The sequence below is a fragment of the Ruegeria sp. HKCCA6837 genome (assembly GCF_013034475.1).
In the GTDB taxonomy this organism is placed as follows: domain Bacteria; phylum Pseudomonadota; class Alphaproteobacteria; order Rhodobacterales; family Rhodobacteraceae; genus Ruegeria.
In genome coordinates this window covers 1-16,431 of the sequence record NZ_WQGD01000034.1, presented here as the reverse complement: position 1 = coordinate 16,431, position 16,431 = coordinate 1, and the positions used below count along the sequence as shown (strand labels likewise).

The window sequence follows — 16,431 nt, the reverse complement described above, 5'->3', positions numbered from 1 at the left end:
CCCTTGTTCCCCCCTCTCGACCAAAGTAGTGGCCCAATTTTACGGGGCAAAGACAGCGTCCTGCGCCTTGGTTCGCGAAGCAAAGTTAAGCCGTCATTGCATTTTCATTCTGTACTAGTCCACACTATCTCTCCGTGAATGGTAAAGGGAGACCTCGATGAGCAAAGAAACGATCGGATTTGTTGGTGTTGGCTTGATGGGTCAAGGTATGGCCTCAAATCTGCTAAAAGCCGGCTTCACAGTTAATGTGATTGCTCATCGAAACCGTGGACCTGTCGATGAGTTAGTCGCCCAGGGTGCGACGGAGGCGGAAAACCTCGCGAAGCTTGCAGCAGTGTCATCAGTTATCCATGTTTGTGCGCCCGGTTCTCCTCAGGTCGAGGCAATCGTGGCAGCCATGATGCCGTCCATGCAGGCCGGTAGCGTCATTGTAGACTGCTCCACGTCAGACCCGAATTCCACTATGGCACTCGCGAATAAGTTAGCGCAGGCCGGTCACCATATGGCGGACGCGCCGTTGGGCGGGACACCCGTGCAGGCACAGAATGGAGAGCTGTCGACCATGGTCGGCGCTGATCCTGTTGTTTTTGAGCGGTTGAAGCCTGTTATCGCAGCTTGGGCAAAGACCATCGTTCACATCGGCCCATGTGCTGCAGGGCACAAAATGAAGCTTCTGAATAACTTTCTTTCACTGGGATATGCGGCGCTCTATTCGGAAGCGTTGGCACTGTCCGAAAAAGTCGGAATATCCACCAAGGAATTCGACTCGGTCATTCGTGGCAGCAGGATGGATTGCGGGTTTTATCAAACCTTCATGGGGTACGCCGTTGAAGGCAATCGAGAGTCTCACAAATTCACTCTATCCAATGCTCTAAAAGACTTGCGTTACCTAGAAGCCATGGCAGATGAAGTGGGGCTGTCCAATCCAATCGGAAACGCCGCAAAAAACAGTTTTGCAATGGCGCTCGCCGCTGGGGGTGACGGACCGAACGACTATGTTCCTCACCTTGTGGATTTCGTAGCTGCGAGAAACGGCGTATCCAAGGCGTAATTCTGGTCGCATTGCACACGCAGTTAAATGCGAACTATTTAAGATGCGGGAACAAGGATTTCAGGTAGTCCCACCAATCATGCTGAGGATCAGAACTGAGAAGTCTTTTTGCCTTGGAGTTTGAATGGAAGGTTCATCCTGCGTCATTTCCTTCTTAACATCAAAGCCTTCGTAAAACCGCGCTACTAACTCTGACGTCGTTAAATTTACAGAGTGGTTGTCGTTTGTTACGTTGAAATCCGGATAACTAAAATCACGGATGCTCACGAACTGTTGGCGCTTGGAGCAAAAACCAATCAAGTGACCTCCTCCGAACCGCTTCCCAATGCGGCTTGCTGCCGGTTAGTTGAGCTCAACTGGCGGGCTGAATGAAAAGGCCCGGGACTTCTTTGCCAAGTCACTCACGCAATAATAAAAAGAATAATGAAACACTTGCTCCAAACCCCAAGTGCCAGAGCAATCCTGATGGCACTCTTCATAATCATTGTTGTGAGGGTGTGCAGCCAAGAAGGAGCTGGATATCAAGAGCCTGATAAAGAGTATTTGGACGGCAGAGGCAGGCCCTAACCCGCACTGCCATACCCTTATGTGTCTACTTTCCGCTCATAAGCTGTCATCTGAGAAAAACGGTCAGATGACCAAGTTGAGCCCAAAACGGACGGCCATTGGGCCGTCCTAACTTAGTCCAGATGGGGCAAACTCCGATGCATGAGATTTCGACTACTCAGTGATTACATCCAGTCGCTGCACGCCTAAAGCTTCGATGCCAAGCTCCATCTTGTCGCCGGGTTTGAGATAGGTCTGCGGGTTTTGCCCCATGCCGACTCCAGGGGGTGTTCCTGTTGAAATCACATCACCGGGTTGCAGCGACATGAACTGCGACAAGTGTGAGATCACAGTTGCCACGCCAAAATGCATCGTTTTGGTCGACCCATCCTGGTACCGGTGTCCGTTCACCTCAAGATACATGGGCAGGTTTTGCGGGTCGGGCACTTCGTCTTTTGTCACCAGCCACGGGCCAATTGGACCGAATGTGTCTGCGGACTTTCCTTTGACCCATTGTCCCGAGCGGTGGAGTTGAAAATCACGTTCTGACAGGTCGTTGACCACGCAATACCCAGCGACGTGGTCCATGGCTTCGGCCTCAGATACGTATTTGGCTTCCTTGCCGATGACCACGCCCAGCTCCACTTCCCAGTCGGTTTTGACGGAGCCGCGCGGGATTTCGACCGTATCGTTGGGGCCGATGATGGCCGAGGTGGCCTTGAAGAAAATCACTGGCTCAGCAGGCAGTTCCATGCCGCTTTCTGCCGCGTGATCGGCATAGTTCAGACCTATGCAGATGAATTTGCCGACATTGCCAACGCAAGGACCAATGCGTGGATCTCCATCTACCACCGGTAGGCTGTCCGCATCTGTTGCCCGCAATTTCTCAAGAACTGTGTCGCCAAGTGTGTCGCCCGAGATGTCATCGATAACGCCGGAAAGGTCACGCACTGAGCCGTCCGACCCCAAAATACCGGGTTTTTCAGCGCCCTTGGCACCATAACGTAGCAGTTTCATTGTAAGGTTCCTTCCTGCTCAGATCGTCCAGCCGCCATCAATGGCAAAAGGCTGACCCGACGTGTATTTGCTTGCATCACTGGCTAAATACAGAGCCAGTTCTGCGATCTCTTCCGCGGTGCCAATTCGGCCCATCGGCTGACGGGCAATGAAATCAGTCATTGCCTTTTCGTAGTCTCCCGTGTCGCGCAGCCTGTCATGCAGGCTTGGGCTGTCAACGGTGCCGGGGCAAATCGCATTGCATCGGATGCCTTGAGTTACGAAATCGGCGGCCACGGATTTGGTCAGGCCAATTACCGCTGCCTTTGATGCACAATAGGCAAATCGGTTAGGTACGCCCTTTATGGATGATGCGACCGACGACATGTTGATGATCGACCCACCGCCTGCTTCCAGCATTCCTGGAAGGGTCAGGCGGATCAGCCTGAACATAGCTTTGACGTTGAGGTCAAAACTGAAATCCCAATCCTTTTCGCTGCATTCAAGGATTGAGCCCCCGGCGACAAAGCCCGCACAGTTAAACAGAACGTCCAGATTCGGCAGGCCGGCCGCAGCGGCTGTCACAGCCTCATTGTCTGTTACGTCCAGCTTGAGCGGTTCGATCCCCGCGATTCCGCCCAATTCCGCGAGCGAAGCATCGTTTATGTCGCTGGCGATCACACGTGCGCCTTCGGTTGCAAACAATTCGGCGGTTGCGCGGCCAATGCCTTGCCCGGCAGCTGTGATCAGGGCGGTTTTGCCTGCAAGCCGGTTTGATGGTTCGAATGTCGTCATTGGGTGCATCACAGTTTCTCGGGCAGCAGGTCCGTTGGGATGTCCTGATAACAAACCGGCCGCAGGAAACGGCGGATTGACAATGTGCCCACGGAGGTCGCGCCAAAGTTGGTTGAGGCGGGGTAGGGGCCGCCGTGAACCATGCTGTCGCACACTTCGACGCCAGTTGGGAAGCTGTTGGCCAGCAGCCGCCCTGCCTTTCGTTCCAGCAGCGGAAGCAGCGCCTGAGCGTCGGGTTTGTCGCCCGGCTCCAGATGCAGTGTGCAGGTCAGTTGCCCTTCGATGGCCTTCGCGATCTGTTGCATCTGAGAGGTGTCTTTCACGCGCACGATAATGCCCAATGGTCCGAAAACCTCTTCCTGCAGCTTGTGATCGGCCAGCCAGTCATCGCCGGAAACAGCAAACAGGTAAGGCGCGGCATCGCGCGTCTCGCAACTGGTGCCCATGATCTTGGAAACACCAGTTCCCGCGGCGACGCGCGAAACGCCGTCGCGATACGCGGCCGCAATTCCATCGGTCAGCATTGTCTGTTCGGCTACGGCGGATAGGCCGGTCTCGGCAGCCGTCTGAAACGCATCTGCATCGGGTCCGTCAATGATTACGGCGATGCCAGGATTGGTACAGAGCTGGCCCGCGCCCATCGTCAGCGATCCTGACCAGCCCGCGCCAATCTCAGCCCCGCGTGCGGCTGCAGCTTGCGGCAAGATAAACATTGGATTGACCGAGCCCAGCTCGCCAAAGAACGGAATGGGTTCGTCCCGTTGCGCGCACAGGTCAAACAGGGCGCGCCCGCCCGCCAGGCTGCCGGTAAAGCCGACCGCCCGGATCAGCGGATGCTGCACCAAACGCGTTCCCACATCCCGTTTGCCGCCCTGAACCATCGAAAACACTCCGGGGTGAACCCCGGTCGTCTTAATGGCGGTGTCTATGGCTTGCGCTACGATCTCACCTGTTCCGGGATGGGCGGAATGACCTTTGACAACAACGGGGCATCCGGCGGCCAGTGCCGCCGCCGTGTCGCCCCCCGCAACCGAGAAGGCCAGCGGAAAGTTTGACGCACCGAACACCGCAACAGGACCCAGCGGGCGCTGGATCATGCGCAGGTCAGGGCGGGGCAGGGGCGCGCGATCCGGCGTAGCCGGGTCATGGCGCAAGTCCAGATAATCACCCGCTTCGATGTGATCGGCGAAGAGGCGCAGCTGGCCGACCGTACGGCCACGTTCCCCCTGCAGGCGCGCTTCGGGCAAGCCGGTTTCCTGAGTACCAATCTCAGTGATGGCATCCCCGCGCGCTTCAATTTCATCTGCGATCTTGCGTAGAAGAGCGGCGCGCTCGGCGCGCGAGGACCACCCGAAATTGGCAAACGCGGCCTCGGCCGCTTCCACTGCGGTATCGACCAATGCCGCTGTTCCGACAGAAAAATCATGGCTTGGTCCATGCGCGGGTTCGGAGGCAAAAGTCGCATCTGCGCCGACCCATTCTCCAGCGATCAGGTGTTTTCCAGTCAACATATTAGTTCTCTCTTACAGCAGGCTGCGATGGGCAAGGTTTCGCATCAGATGTGACGCCCCGAAGGTCCATTCGACGCATTCGGTCGACAGGCGCACCGTGTTTGTCAGTGCCCCAAGTTGTGTATTGGCAATGGTGACGACGTCGCCGAGTTTGTGCGTGAACCCGCCGCCGGGGGTATCCCGGTCCTGGGTCGGGGCGAAAAGCGTGCCGAGAAACAGCATCAGTCCGTCAGGATATTGGTGGTGACGCCCGATTGTCTGCTTCACAAGATCAGCAGGATCGCGGCTGATCTGGGACATCGATGAGCTGCCGTTTAGAACAAATCCATCCGGTCCGGTGACGGTTAGCGTCAGCTCAGCCTGACGCACATCGTCCAGAGTGAACCCATCATCGAACAGCCGGATCATCGGTCCGATCGCGCAGGAGGCATTGTTGTCCTTTGCTTTGCTCAGCAACAAGGCCGAACGTCCTTCGACATCGCGCAGGTTCACATCGTTGCCCAGCGTTGCGCCCTTGATCTCGCCCTTTGAAGTTACGGCCAGAACAACTTCGGGCTCGGGGTTGTTCCAGTTCGATACGGGGTGCAGCCCGATATCCGCGCCGAACCCGACTGACGAAAGGACCTGCGCCTTTGAAAACACCTCGGCGTCGGGGCCGATCCCGACTTCCAGATACTGGCTCCAGAGACCTTCAGCGATCAGTGCTTCTTTGACCTCTGCCGCCGCGTCCGATCCCGGTACAATGTTGGAAAGGCTGTCCCCGATCCGATCCCCGATGCGCGCCCGGATCGCATCGGCTTTGGCAGGATCGCCTGCGGCCTGTTCTTCGATCACGCGCTCGACCATTGAGCCTGCAAATGTGACACCGCAGGCCTTAACCGCCTGCAGATCGCACGGCGCGAGCCATTGGTGGCCAGCGTCTAAAGGGCCGATAACTTCACCTTGTGCATTGCGCACATAGTCTGCCGGGTCTTCGCGTTCCAGAATGTCCCGAACGGTAGGTGCCGTTTTCGAGGTAATATCGACAACCTGCCCGTCGCGCAGGGTTACCACACTGGGTCCGACCCCAGCACGCTCGACACGGCCGAGCCACAGCCCGTTTGGTTCCAATGTAGGTATGGTCATTTCAATCCCTGAGGTTATAGGCGCGGGCGGCGTTACCACCCATGATCGCGTGTCGTTCTGCGGTGCTCAGCTGGTTCAGCAGCTTGTCCGAGGTTTCACACCAACGCTTGTAGCCACCAGCCAAGGTGCAAACCGGCCAATCGCTGCCCCAGATCAGACGCGATGGGCCGAAGGTGTTTAGCAGGTGATCCACATAGGGGCGAAGGTCTTCGATCGTCCAGTCGGCGGCAGCCTCAGTCACAAGGCCGGACAGCTTGCACCATGCACTGGTATCTCGGGCCAATGTCGACATGTCTTCGGACCAGCCGTCCAAGATCGCGTCTTTGATCAACGGTTTCGATCCATGGTCGATGACCACACGCATATCGGGGTAGCGCTGAAGAAGTTGCCTGAGCGGGCCCAAGTGTTGGGGCAAGGTCAATGCATCGAATGTCAGGTCATGCCGTTGAACAGCCTCGAAAGCTGGAGGCAGCGTGTCGCCGAGCATCCACAGAGGGTCAGCGATGTCCTGTATCATCGGGCGAAGACCGACCAGTGCCGGATGGGCGGTCAGCGCAGCAATCTGCGCGCCAACATCATCGGCTTCAAAATCAACCCAACCGACAACACCTTTGATGAACGCATTCTGGTCGGCCAGCGAGAGCATGTATTCGGTCTCAGCCAAGGTGGGCGACGCCTGTACAAGAATTGTGCCATCGATCCCGGCAGCCCTGAGCAGGGGCAAAAGATCGTCCGGCGTGAAATCCCGGTAGATCGTGTCCAGATCAGGCGTCAGCCAGCCATAGTCGCCACGCGCCAAAGTCCAGAAATGCTGATGCGCATCGATCCTCATCCGATCACACCCTTTTTCAGCACGATGTTCCCATAAAGCCTGCGTTCGCCCGTCTGAACGACAGCAAACGCGGTGGCTGCACGATCGTAGAATGCAAACCGTTCCAGGCCCTGAACCTTGGCCGGGTTGTTGGCGGTTGTGTCGATGATGCGCTGAAAGTCCGCGACGGCGTCTGGAACCGCCTCGGGGTCGCCGACAACCTGCATGGTCAACGCCGGATCAGAAACGAATGTGTCCAACGGCATCACGGATAAAACCGCTTGCAACACTTCACTGGCCGAAGATCCATCCGCCCGGATGCAGTCCGGCCCGCTGCTGGAGCCTGGGAAGTTTGCATCTGCGATGACGATTTCATCCCCGTGGCCCATGGCCCTGAGGGTATACAGAAGCTCTGGCGACAGAATCGGGTCGATATTACGTAGCATCTGCAGCCTCGCTTGGCAGAGGTGCGTCCGGTCGGATCAGGCCTTCGGATCGCAGGTCCGACCACAGACCCGGAGGAATGTCACGCTCCATCAGTGCGACATTGGACTGGACTTCGGATGCGCTGACGGCTCCGGGGATAACTGTTTTGACGCATGGATGACCCAGAACAAATTGCAGCGCCGCGGCGATCAGCGGAGTATCGTGCGCCGCGCAAACGGCTTCGATCTTGCGTACCCGCTCGAGTATATCTTCGGGCGCGTCGGCGTAGTTGTATTTGGCACCTGGTACAGCTCCGGTCGCGAGAATGCCCGAATTGTACGGCCCTCCAAGAATAATTCCGACATCGCGCTGCTCACAAAGTGGCAGGAAACCGTCGAGCGCTTCCTGCTCCAGCAGTGTATAGCGCCCGGCCAGCAGGAAGCCGTCGAAATCCCCGAGTCCAAGCAGTTTTTCGCAAACCTGCCATTCGTTTACGCCCGCCCCAATTGCAGCGATTTCACCTGCATCGCGCAACTCGGTCAAAGCCTTGTAACCGCCGCCATCAAAAAGCTCGCGCACCTTGGCATCAGACACTTCCTGACTGCCTTGACTGAAGACACAGACGTCGTGGACTAGAAGGATGTCTGAGTTGGCCACGCCAATCCTGTCGCGGCTGGCCTCGTAAGATCGCATGACCCCTTCGTAAGTGTAGTCGAACACGATCCGTTTCTGCGGCACATCGACGAAAGCTTCGGGTGTCACTTCATGCGGTTCGCAATCCAAAAGCAGTCGGCCAATTTTGGTCGACAGTTGAATGTTTTCGCGACCAAACCGGCCAATCGCCTGCCCAAACCGATGCTCTGACCGACCAAGCCCATATTGGGGCGCGGTATCGAAAAACCGGATGCCGGCGTCATACGCAGCCTGCAATGCCGCCCGCGCGTCCTCATCCGAGACTTTGCGATACAGGTTACCCAATGGCGCTCCGCCAAACCCCATGCGGGTCAATGGAACAGGCCGCGCGGTACGGTTGTTCAGCAATTCTGTCTGAGAAACTGTCATCCTGCCTCACTGTGCAGTTGTGGTGTAAGGTTGAACAAATGAGGCTTTTGCTGTTCCAGCAGTTCGATGCGTGGCATCAATTGCCCAAGGTGAGTGCGCATAGCATCCTGCGCAGTCTGTTCATCGCGATTGCTGATTGCCTCGAAAATGGCCCGATGCTCTGCCAAAGTCTCGGCGATCCGGCCGGGGGTGGGCAGCAGCAGCATACGAGCGCGACTGACCTGCAAGGAAACGGTTTGGGCCACATCCGCGAGGCGGCGAAAGCCAGTGAATTCCATCAGCAGGCCGTGGAACTCTTCATCGGCCTGATAAAAGCCCGGAATATCCTCGTCCTCGATCAGCAGTTCCTGAAGGCGCATATTGCGGCTTAGTCTTTTGCGCTGATCGTCGGTCAGGTCGCGGGCAACCTTTGCAACGGTCGCAAGTTCTAACGCTTCGCGCAGGAAGACGCCTTCGCGGATCTCATCCATCGAAAAGTAGGACACGCGGGTGCCCGATTGCGGCACCACATCCACCAGCCCTTCTGACGCCAGACGCGCAATCGCGTCGGCCACCGGCGCGCGCGAGACACCCAGCCTTTCACATACGGGTGCTTTCCTGAGATTCGCGCCGGGCGGAAAATCCAGCGATAGTATCGCCTGTTTCAGTGAGTGGTGAACACGCTGCGCTAGCGGCCCTTCGATTGTCGTGATCTCAGGCAGCAGTGCAGCGTTTATGTCTTGTTGCTTGCTCATGTTTGGTATTGTAGCATTCTAACATGTTAGTTGACAAGCAGTGAATTTGAGATTAGCAACATGGGCCAAGCAAGCGGGGAAGAGATGCAAGCACATAGCGGCATAAATGTTTTGGAAGGGGCGACGCGCGATGTCGTGAAGCTCAACCCGCGAGACAATGTTGTCATTGCATTGCGCGACCTGAACGCGGGCGAGCAGCCCGTATTGGTTCCCGTGCCGCTGACCGCATCGGTCTCTCGCGGTCACAAGATCGCCGTGGTCTCAATTCAAGCCGGGGAAAATATCATTCGTTACGGTCAGATTATCGGTCAGGCCAAGTGCGATATCGCGCCGGGCGAGCATATTCATGTGCACAACCTCGGCATGGGGGCGCATCAGCAGGACTATGCGCACGCAAGCGCCAACGCTCCGCTGCCTGCCTTGACCGAAGAGCGGACGTTCGACGGTTACCACAGGTCCGACGGCAAAGTGGGCACTCGCAATTACATCGGGATTCTGACCACCGTGAATTGCTCGGGGTCTGTGGCGCGTTTCATCGCTGAGGCGGCGGAAAAATCCGGGCTGCTGGATAGCTTCCCCAACGTCGATGGTGTGGTGCCGATTGTGCACGGGACCGGCTGCGGAATGTCTGGCAAGGATGAAGGCTATGCCACCCTATTCCGAACGCTGGCCGGGTATGCACAGCATCCGAACTTTGGGGGTATCCTGCTGATTGGTCTGGGGTGTGAGGTCATGCAAGTGGCAGACCTTGTCGGGGGTCGACCAATCCGCGCTGACGGTGCCCTGCGCTATATGACCATTCAGAACGAGGGCGGAACCCGTCGTACCATCGAACGGGGGCTGGAAGAGCTGCGCGGCATCGCCGAGCTGGCCAATCAGGCTGAACGCGCCCCCGCTCCGATAAGTTCGATAACGGTGGGCATGCAATGTGGTGGCTCGGATGGATATTCGGGGATCACCGCAAACCCCGCGTTGGGATATGCCTCGGATCTGCTGGTGCGCCACGGGGGAACAACGATCCTGTCGGAAACCTCGGAAATCTACGGGGCAGAGCACCTGCTGACGCGGCGGGCCGAAACGGTCGAGGTTGGCGAAAAGCTGATCGAACGCATTCACTGGTGGGAGGATTACACCGCCCGCAATGGCGGTGAGATGGACAACAATCCCAGCCCCGGCAACAAGCGCGGTGGCCTGACAACCATTCTTGAAAAATCGCTTGGTGCCGTTGCCAAAGGAGGTACAGCCCCCCTGCGCGACGTCTACAAATTCGGTGAGATGGTCGACAAGCAAGGGTTCGTCTTCATGGACAGCCCGGGGTTCGATCCGTGTTCCGTCACCGGGCAAGTGGCGTCGGGTTCTAACCTTATCGTGTTCACTACAGGGCGAGGCTCGGTGTCAGGCTATCAGCCCACGCCCTGTATCAAGCTGGCCACAAATTCCGAGATGTATGCCCGCATGGCCGACGATATGGACCTTAACTGCGGTGACATCGTGACTGACGGGATCAGCATCGAGGCAAAGGGTGAAGAGCTGTTTGACATGCTCATCCGCGTTGCGTCGGGGCAAAATACCAAAAGCGAGGAACTTGGCTTTGGGGGCGTTGAATTCGTCCCCTGGCAAATCGGCGCGGTGATGTAGGCGCGTTGGGCCCAAGGGAGAGGGGCACATGGGAGGGAAAATGAATAAATTGGTCGAAATGACGGGGATTGATAAGTTCTTCCCCGGCGTGCACGCGCTGAAATCCGTGCAGTTCGATCTTGAACCGGGTGAAGTTCACGCACTGATGGGTGAGAATGGGGCCGGGAAAAGCACGTTGATGAAGATCCTGTCGGGTATCTATCAGAGCGATGGTGGAAAGCTGAAGATCGAAGGGCGCGAAGTCAGCCCGACAACCCCGCGTGAAGCGCAGGATCTGGGCATCGGGATCATCCATCAGGAACTGAGCCTTATGAACGACCTGACTGTCGCTCAGAACATTTTCATCGGGCGTGAACCGCGCAAAAGCTTTGGCCGTTTGGACGAAGCGGCGCTGAATGCGCAGACCGCTGAAATCTTTGCTTCGATGAACCTCAGCCTTGATCCCAAGGCGTTGGTTGGCAGTATGACCATCGCGAAACAGCAAATGGTCGAGATCGCCAAGGCGCTGTCCTTTCGGTCCAAAGTGCTGATCATGGACGAGCCCACGGCCGCCCTGAATGACGCCGAGATTGCCGAGCTATTCGTGATCATCCGCCGCCTCAAGGCTGAAGGCGTTGGTATCGTTTACATCAGCCACAAGATGGACGAGCTCAAGCAGATCTCAGATCGCGTGACGGTTATGCGCGATGGGGAATATGTGGGAACAGTAGGGGCCGCCGAAACCCCAATCAGCCAGATCATCGCCATGATGGTTGGCCGAGAGGTCAAGGAAGAACCGCTGGACGTGCCCGATCTGGGTGATGCTGAGATGTCTCTGCAGGTCACCGGGTTGAGCCGCGACAAGGAGATTCAGGACGTAAGCTTCTCGGTCCAGAAGGGCGAAATTCTGGGACTTGCGGGTCTGATGGGTGCAGGTCGCACCGAAGTCGCACGCGCCATTTTCGGGGCCGACCCCAAGGATAGTGGCGAAATCCGGGTGCATGGTCAGGTGGTATCGATCAAGTCGCCAACTGATGCCGTCAAGGCGGGGATCGGGTACCTGTCCGAGGATCGAAAGCACTTCGGCCTCGCCACCGGTATGAACGTACGTGACAACATCGCGCTTGCCTCGATGGACCTGTTCACCGGCGCAGGCGGCGTTTTGCACGATGGAGACATCAGCGACACCGCGAAAAGCTATATCCAGCAATTGGGCATTCGAACACCATCGGATGTGCAGGAGGTTCGCCTGCTGTCGGGCGGCAACCAGCAGAAGGTCGTCATCGCCAAATGGCTGCTGCGCGACTGCGATATTCTGATTTTTGACGAGCCGACCCGAGGTATCGACGTCGGCGCAAAATCCGAGATTTACAAGTTGCTGGAAGAACTGGCGATGCTTGGCAAGACGATCATCGTGATCTCATCCGAACTGCCTGAAATCATGCGCCTCAGCCATCGCATCGCCGTGATGTGCGAAGGACGACTAACCGGCATTCTGCCCGGCGGCAAAGACACCACTCAAGAAGACATCATGCATCTCGCCACGCAACGTGCTGCGGCGATGCAGGTAACAGGGACAGTCCAATGACCACAGCAACCGACATCGGAAAAAAAAAACCACTATCGGGCCTTGCGGATAGCGGCGCGTATCAAAAGCTGTTGGCCTTTGCCAGTTTGATCGTTTTGCTGATCGGTTTTTCCATTGCCTCACCTAACTTCATGCAGACATCGAACATGATCGCCATTCTGCAGGCGACATCGGTGAACGGTGTTCTGGCCGTCGCAGCTACGCTGGTCATAATTACGGGTGGGATCGACCTTTCAGTCGGAACGCTGATGACCTTCTGCGCAGTGATCGCTGGCGTGGTACTGACATATCTCGGCATGCCCTTGCTACTGGGCGTCGCGGCAGCCATCGCGGCAGGGGCCTTCTGCGGGCTTTGCTCGGGCACCTTCGTTGCCAAGATGAAGATCCCGCCATTCATTGCGACGCTTGGAATGATGTTGATCCTCAAAGGCCTGTCGCTGGTGATCTCAGGGACGCGACCGATCTACTTCAACGATACGCCGGGCTTTGACCTGATTTCGCGCGGATCGCTGATTGGAGAGGTTTTCCCATCGCTGCCCATCCCCAATGGGGTCTTGATCCTGTTCCTGGTTGCCATCGCGGCCTCGTACATTCTGGGTCGCACGGTTCTGGGCCGGTACACCTTCGCGCTTGGCTCAAATGAGGAAGCGGTGCGCTTGTCCGGCGTGAACACCGACATGTGGAAGATGTGCATTTACGCTCTGGCCGGCGCGATCTGCGGCATCGCCGGCATCCTGATCGCCTCGCGCCTGAATTCCGCACAACCGGCATTGGGATTGGGATACGAGTTGGAGGCGATCGCAGCTGTGGTGATCGGTGGCACGTCCTTGTCCGGTGGGCGCGGCACCATCCTCGGCACACTGATCGGTGCGTTGATCATGGCCGTGCTGACCAACGGATTGCGTGTGCTGTCCGTCGCGCAGGAATGGCAGACCGTTGTGACCGGCGCAATCATCATCCTGGCCGTCTATGCCGATATGGCGCGGCGCAAGAAATCGGGATGACCAAGCAACTAAATCAAAGACCAAAACGACCAACTGGAGGAGAAATCATGTTTTCACGTCGTTTCATTCTGGGTGCGCTGAGTGCAGCCACCCTGGCAGGACCCGCCTCGATGGCGGCGGCCGAAGAAATTTACATCCCGCTGGTATCCAAAGGCTTCCAGCATCAGTTCTGGCAGGCCGTGAAGGCGGGTGCGGAACAGGCGGCTGACGAGTATGGTGTCACCATCACCTTCGAAGGCCCTGACAACGAAACAATGGTGGACCGCCAAATCGATATGCTGGCTGCCGCTTTGGCCAACAACCCCAAAGCCATTGGTTTTGCCGCTCTGGATAGCCAAGCTGCAATCCCGCTTTTGAAGCAGGCCAATGAAAAGGGCATTCCGATCATCGCTTTCGACAGCGGCGTTGACAGTGACATTCCGCTTTCAACCGCGACAACGGATAACCTGGCGGCAGCTGGGCTTGCAGCCGACAAGATGGCCGAAAAAATCGGCGGCAAGGGCAAAGTCGCAGTTGTTGCGCATGACCAGACCAGCCGCACCGGCATCGACCGCCGTGACGGCTTCGTCAATCGCATGGCCGAGAAGTACCCGGATATCGAAGTTGTCACGGTTCAGTACGGGCAAGGCGACCACCTGAAATCGACCGAGGTGACCAAGGCGATCTTGACAGCAAACCCCGATCTGAGCGGGATCTTTGGCACTAACGAAGGCTCGGCCATCGGTGTTGTAAATGGCGTTCAAGAGCTGGGCACCGAAGGTCTGGTCATCATCGGCTATGACAGTGGCAAAGCCCAGAAAGACGCAATCAAGAGTGGCCTGATGGCAGGCGCGATCACGCAAAATCCTGTGGGCATCGGTTATGAAACGGTGAAGGCAGCGGTTGCGGCTTTGAACGGGGAAGAGGTTCAAGGTCTGATCGATACAGGCTTCTACTACTACGATGCCTCGAACATTGACGACCCGAAGATCTCGGCCGTTCTGTACGACTAAATACAAACACTCACACTGTCCGGCCTGCCTTTTGGACGGGCCGGACACCTTCACCAGTAGTTTGTCAGGAGAATTGATACCAAGGCATGCGGGGCAGCGGCATTCGGGTCGCGACGCTGGCTTGCAGGTCTTGTCAGAAGAACTTTGCTTGAGCGGGGCAGGGTGATTGCATAGCATTTATACGGCACGTCGGGCGCGCGCCCTTGGGTTTCTTTAAAAAGAATTATCCGCTTTGGTTGGCAACTTCTGAGCTCATCGTCGCGGACGATTCCAAGGTCTGCAGGACATTGGCGGCAATGTCTGTGCCCGATCGCTAAGCATCTTGGACTTTGGGACCACAACACCAGTCGCCGCCTGCCCAAAGCGTTCCGTCTGATAGAAACGGCTGACCTAGGTGTGTCTCCACCAGTCCGTAGCGCCACCCTTGCAAGCCCGCATGGCGAAGTTTGGAAGGAGCGACGGCGATTGCAGAACAGAGCAGATCCACCATTCGCGTTTTGACCTCCGACCGATCAGCATCAATGTGCGTCTGACTCCAATCCGGATGCGCCTGAGCCACCCATGTTTGATACGCGGTGGACCGACCTGGTTTCGTATTGTTTTGCGCGATCCAAGTTAGCACTGCGTTTGCATCACGCCGTGTCACAAAAGGTCCAGGCGTCTCGCGGTCGAAGGCCGCCATCAAGGTCAAGCAAGGACGCATGACGGCACTGGTGGCCTGCTGAACGATCGCGTATGTCTCACCCAAGATGGGTGCAAGTTGAGGCGCCGGGACCGTGACGACCACATGTGAGGCCGTCATTCTGCCCGCGTCTGTATCAATCTCCCAAAAGGTATCGCGCTCCACCACTGTCGTTACGCGTGTGTTCAATGTGAGGTCGAGACCATGAGCCAAGGCCTTTGGTAACGCCGCCATGCCAGACACACCAACGACGCGACTCGTCCGCTCTCCTAGCTGCCACACATCCACGGCGCCTCGCCCGAGTTTTTCTATCCTCTCGGCATTCTCACTTTGATCGAGAAATTGCGCACCGTGATCGAACGTAATGCTCTCGCCAGCGACATCGGCGCGTCTCGTTGCAACGCGCCCGCCGATGCCACGCCCTTTTGTCGACCAAACGGACGGGTACGTCGGCTGTTTGCAGTGCCCTAGCGCAGGCAATGCCGGACATTCCTGCCCCTATGACGAGGACTTCGGTCACATCAGCCCTGTATTGTGGAGAATGGCGGGGATCTGTTTCTTGACCTTGAAGAACCCGGCCGTGGCATAGGGCCAGATTGCGCTGTCCCATTCTCTGCGCCACTCGACCAGATCTATTCCCGCTTCAACCAGGCCTCGCTTGGCTTCGAGCATCCAATCCCGTAGCGGACCGGTGGGGATATACGGGGTCGCTATCTGTGTTGCGCCTGGGCGCGAAGCCCAGCGTGATAGATCAGTAGGTACGCCCGCTCGCAACTCTGTGGCGTCCACAGCGATCCGCGATGCGGTGTCCCTTAACGCGCCGTGCTCAAATTCCTTGACTAATGGTGACACTGGCAGAGGCGAGCGCAGGTGGCTCGCGGAAAGTGTCGCATATCCGACGAAGTTCATAGAGGGGAGGTCAAAATCTTCAGGGCGGCAGTCTTCTTCAGTGATCAGTAAAGCCGTGGGACGGTCTAGATCGGGGACCTGCACAGTACGGAGTGGTGTGACGCTTGGCAGGCCTTCTGGTTCTTCGCTTTCAAGACCTTCGACGACTGCTGCAAGCTCCGCTGGGCGCGGATCAAACCGGTTATTGGTGAACCTCGCGATATTCCAGGCTTGTGCATGATAGGGCTTTCCGCGCGTGTGAAGGCCAGCCGCCCACCGCCATCCCAGTGTGTTTGAAGCAGGATCGCCGTCAAGGAGATTTCGGAAAAAGAAGTCCGCGCCCAACCGCCACGGCAGTTCAAGAGTGAAGATCCAAATCGAGGCGAACCACATACGGGCATGGTTATCAAGGTAACCGTCAATCAAATGCGTTAGTCACCACAAGGACACTGTTTGGACTGGCAGAAATCCCGAAAGCGGTCGTTCGTTCAAAGAGCAGCGAACGACTGCATCGAGCCCGAAGCCGACCCGCTTCCCTACACTGGTTTTATTGCGGTGACGACGAAACTCGGCATAGGAACAGCGAGTTTCCCACCGGACTCA

17 protein-coding genes are annotated in these 16,431 nt (G+C 57.1%); 5 read left to right on the top strand and 12 right to left on the bottom strand.

What is annotated here, in order from left to right; all coding sequences use genetic code 11:
* The first annotated feature begins 157 nt into the window (after positions 1 to 157).
* On the top strand, positions 158 to 1,051 hold the full coding sequence (locus tag GOV91_RS21865; protein ID WP_171237043.1) for an NAD(P)-dependent oxidoreductase: 894 nt from the start codon (positions 158 to 160) through the stop codon (positions 1,049 to 1,051).
* A 60-nt stretch (positions 1,052 to 1,111) separates the two neighbouring features.
* Here the strand turns inward: GOV91_RS21865 and GOV91_RS21860 are convergent, their stop codons facing one another.
* The 9 genes from GOV91_RS21860 to GOV91_RS21820 all read right to left on the bottom strand — a co-directional run bounded on the left by GOV91_RS21860 (position 1,112) and on the right by GOV91_RS21820 (position 9,057).
* On the bottom strand, positions 1,112 to 1,351 hold the full coding sequence (locus GOV91_RS21860) for a hypothetical protein (RefSeq protein WP_171237042.1): 240 nt from the start codon (positions 1,349 to 1,351) through the stop codon (positions 1,112 to 1,114).
* 420 nt (positions 1,352 to 1,771) lie between these two features.
* Entirely contained in the window at positions 1,772 to 2,614 is an 843-nt protein-coding gene (locus GOV91_RS21855) for a fumarylacetoacetate hydrolase family protein (RefSeq protein WP_171237041.1), read from the bottom strand.
* Between the two features lie 18 nt (positions 2,615 to 2,632).
* Complete coding sequence (locus GOV91_RS21850; RefSeq protein ID WP_171237040.1) at positions 2,633 to 3,388, bottom strand: SDR family oxidoreductase; 756 nt, start codon at positions 3,386 to 3,388, stop codon at positions 2,633 to 2,635.
* Positions 3,389 to 3,396: 8 nt separating this feature from the next.
* A complete protein-coding gene (locus GOV91_RS21845) occupies positions 3,397 to 4,899 on the bottom strand; it encodes an aldehyde dehydrogenase (NADP(+)) (RefSeq protein ID WP_171237039.1) in 1,503 nt (500 codons plus the stop codon).
* A 12-nt stretch (positions 4,900 to 4,911) separates the two neighbouring features.
* Positions 4,912 to 6,024: a fumarylacetoacetate hydrolase family protein gene (locus GOV91_RS21840; protein ID WP_171237038.1), complete on the bottom strand. Its 1,113-nt coding sequence runs from the start codon at positions 6,022 to 6,024 to the stop codon at positions 4,912 to 4,914.
* A 1-nt stretch (position 6,025) separates the two neighbouring features.
* Positions 6,026 to 6,856 (bottom strand): amidohydrolase, encoded by an 831-nt coding sequence (locus tag GOV91_RS21835; protein WP_171237037.1) that lies wholly within the window; start codon positions 6,854 to 6,856, stop codon positions 6,026 to 6,028.
* Complete coding sequence (locus tag GOV91_RS21830; protein WP_171237036.1) at positions 6,853 to 7,281, bottom strand: RbsD/FucU family protein; 429 nt, start codon at positions 7,279 to 7,281, stop codon at positions 6,853 to 6,855. The genes GOV91_RS21835 and GOV91_RS21830 overlap by 4 nt, the downstream gene beginning before the upstream one ends.
* On the bottom strand, positions 7,271 to 8,323 hold the full coding sequence (locus GOV91_RS21825; protein WP_171237035.1) for an aldo/keto reductase: 1,053 nt from the start codon (positions 8,321 to 8,323) through the stop codon (positions 7,271 to 7,273). Before GOV91_RS21825 ends, GOV91_RS21830 begins: the two co-directional genes overlap by 11 nt.
* Complete coding sequence (locus GOV91_RS21820; RefSeq protein ID WP_171237034.1) at positions 8,320 to 9,057, bottom strand: GntR family transcriptional regulator; 738 nt, start codon at positions 9,055 to 9,057, stop codon at positions 8,320 to 8,322. The genes GOV91_RS21825 and GOV91_RS21820 overlap by 4 nt, the downstream gene beginning before the upstream one ends.
* Positions 9,058 to 9,141: 84 nt before the next feature.
* Between GOV91_RS21820 and GOV91_RS21815 the strand changes: the two genes are divergently transcribed.
* From GOV91_RS21815 to GOV91_RS21800, 4 genes are read left to right on the top strand one after another with little or no spacing between them, the layout of a single operon-like run.
* Entirely contained in the window at positions 9,142 to 10,695 is a 1,554-nt protein-coding gene (locus GOV91_RS21815) for a UxaA family hydrolase (RefSeq protein WP_171237044.1), read from the top strand.
* A gap of 40 nt (positions 10,696 to 10,735) precedes the next feature.
* Entirely contained in the window at positions 10,736 to 12,262 is a 1,527-nt protein-coding gene (locus GOV91_RS21810) for a sugar ABC transporter ATP-binding protein (RefSeq protein ID WP_171237033.1), read from the top strand.
* Positions 12,259 to 13,266 (top strand): ABC transporter permease, encoded by a 1,008-nt coding sequence (locus GOV91_RS21805; RefSeq protein ID WP_171237032.1) that lies wholly within the window; start codon positions 12,259 to 12,261, stop codon positions 13,264 to 13,266. The genes GOV91_RS21810 and GOV91_RS21805 overlap by 4 nt, the downstream gene beginning before the upstream one ends.
* A gap of 47 nt (positions 13,267 to 13,313) precedes the next feature.
* Positions 13,314 to 14,258, top strand: coding sequence for an ABC transporter substrate-binding protein (locus GOV91_RS21800; RefSeq protein WP_171237031.1), 945 nt, complete (start codon positions 13,314 to 13,316; stop codon positions 14,256 to 14,258).
* A 313-nt stretch (positions 14,259 to 14,571) separates the two neighbouring features.
* Here GOV91_RS21800 and GOV91_RS21795 read toward each other — a convergent pair whose 3' ends face one another.
* Genes GOV91_RS21795 through GOV91_RS21785 form a run of 3 tightly spaced genes read right to left on the bottom strand, consistent with a single transcriptional unit; the run spans position 14,572 to position 16,254 of the window.
* Positions 14,572 to 15,222 carry an NAD(P)/FAD-dependent oxidoreductase gene (locus GOV91_RS21795; RefSeq protein WP_371732356.1) on the bottom strand — a complete coding sequence of 217 codons (651 nt, stop codon included), beginning with the start codon at positions 15,220 to 15,222 and terminating at the stop codon, positions 14,572 to 14,574.
* Positions 15,223 to 15,265: 43 nt separating this feature from the next.
* Positions 15,266 to 15,550 carry an NAD(P)-binding protein gene (locus tag GOV91_RS22975; protein WP_371732355.1) on the bottom strand — a complete coding sequence of 95 codons (285 nt, stop codon included), beginning with the start codon at positions 15,548 to 15,550 and terminating at the stop codon, positions 15,266 to 15,268.
* Positions 15,457 to 16,254, bottom strand: a complete 798-nt coding sequence (locus tag GOV91_RS21785; RefSeq protein WP_171237028.1) for an FAD-binding domain-containing protein — start codon at positions 16,252 to 16,254, stop codon at positions 15,457 to 15,459. The genes GOV91_RS22975 and GOV91_RS21785 overlap by 94 nt, the downstream gene beginning before the upstream one ends.
* Between the last annotated feature and the right edge of the window lie 177 nt (positions 16,255 to 16,431).

Coding starts and splice junctions, on each gene's coding strand:
- GOV91_RS21865 (WP_171237043.1), top strand. CDS start 158: ATGAGCAAAGAAACGATCGGATTTGTTGGTGTTGGCTTGATGGGTCAA.
- GOV91_RS21855 (WP_171237041.1), bottom strand. CDS start 2,614: ATGAAACTGCTACGTTATGGTGCCAAGGGCGCTGAAAAACCCGGTATT.
- GOV91_RS21850 (WP_171237040.1), bottom strand. CDS start 3,388: ATGACGACATTCGAACCATCAAACCGGCTTGCAGGCAAAACCGCCCTG.
- GOV91_RS21845 (WP_171237039.1), bottom strand. CDS start 4,899: ATGTTGACTGGAAAACACCTGATCGCTGGAGAATGGGTCGGCGCAGAT.
- GOV91_RS21840 (WP_171237038.1), bottom strand. CDS start 6,024: ATGACCATACCTACATTGGAACCAAACGGGCTGTGGCTCGGCCGTGTC.
- GOV91_RS21835 (WP_171237037.1), bottom strand. CDS start 6,856: ATGAGGATCGATGCGCATCAGCATTTCTGGACTTTGGCGCGTGGCGAC.
- GOV91_RS21830 (WP_171237036.1), bottom strand. CDS start 7,281: ATGCTACGTAATATCGACCCGATTCTGTCGCCAGAGCTTCTGTATACC.
- GOV91_RS21825 (WP_171237035.1), bottom strand. CDS start 8,323: ATGACAGTTTCTCAGACAGAATTGCTGAACAACCGTACCGCGCGGCCT.
- GOV91_RS21820 (WP_171237034.1), bottom strand. CDS start 9,057: ATGAGCAAGCAACAAGACATAAACGCTGCACTGCTGCCTGAGATCACG.
- GOV91_RS21815 (WP_171237044.1), top strand. CDS start 9,142: ATGCAAGCACATAGCGGCATAAATGTTTTGGAAGGGGCGACGCGCGAT.
- GOV91_RS21810 (WP_171237033.1), top strand. CDS start 10,736: ATGAATAAATTGGTCGAAATGACGGGGATTGATAAGTTCTTCCCCGGC.
- GOV91_RS21805 (WP_171237032.1), top strand. CDS start 12,259: ATGACCACAGCAACCGACATCGGAAAAAAAAAACCACTATCGGGCCTT.
- GOV91_RS21800 (WP_171237031.1), top strand. CDS start 13,314: ATGTTTTCACGTCGTTTCATTCTGGGTGCGCTGAGTGCAGCCACCCTG.
- GOV91_RS22975 (WP_371732355.1), bottom strand. CDS start 15,550: ATGGGACAGCGCAATCTGGCCCTATGCCACGGCCGGGTTCTTCAAGGT.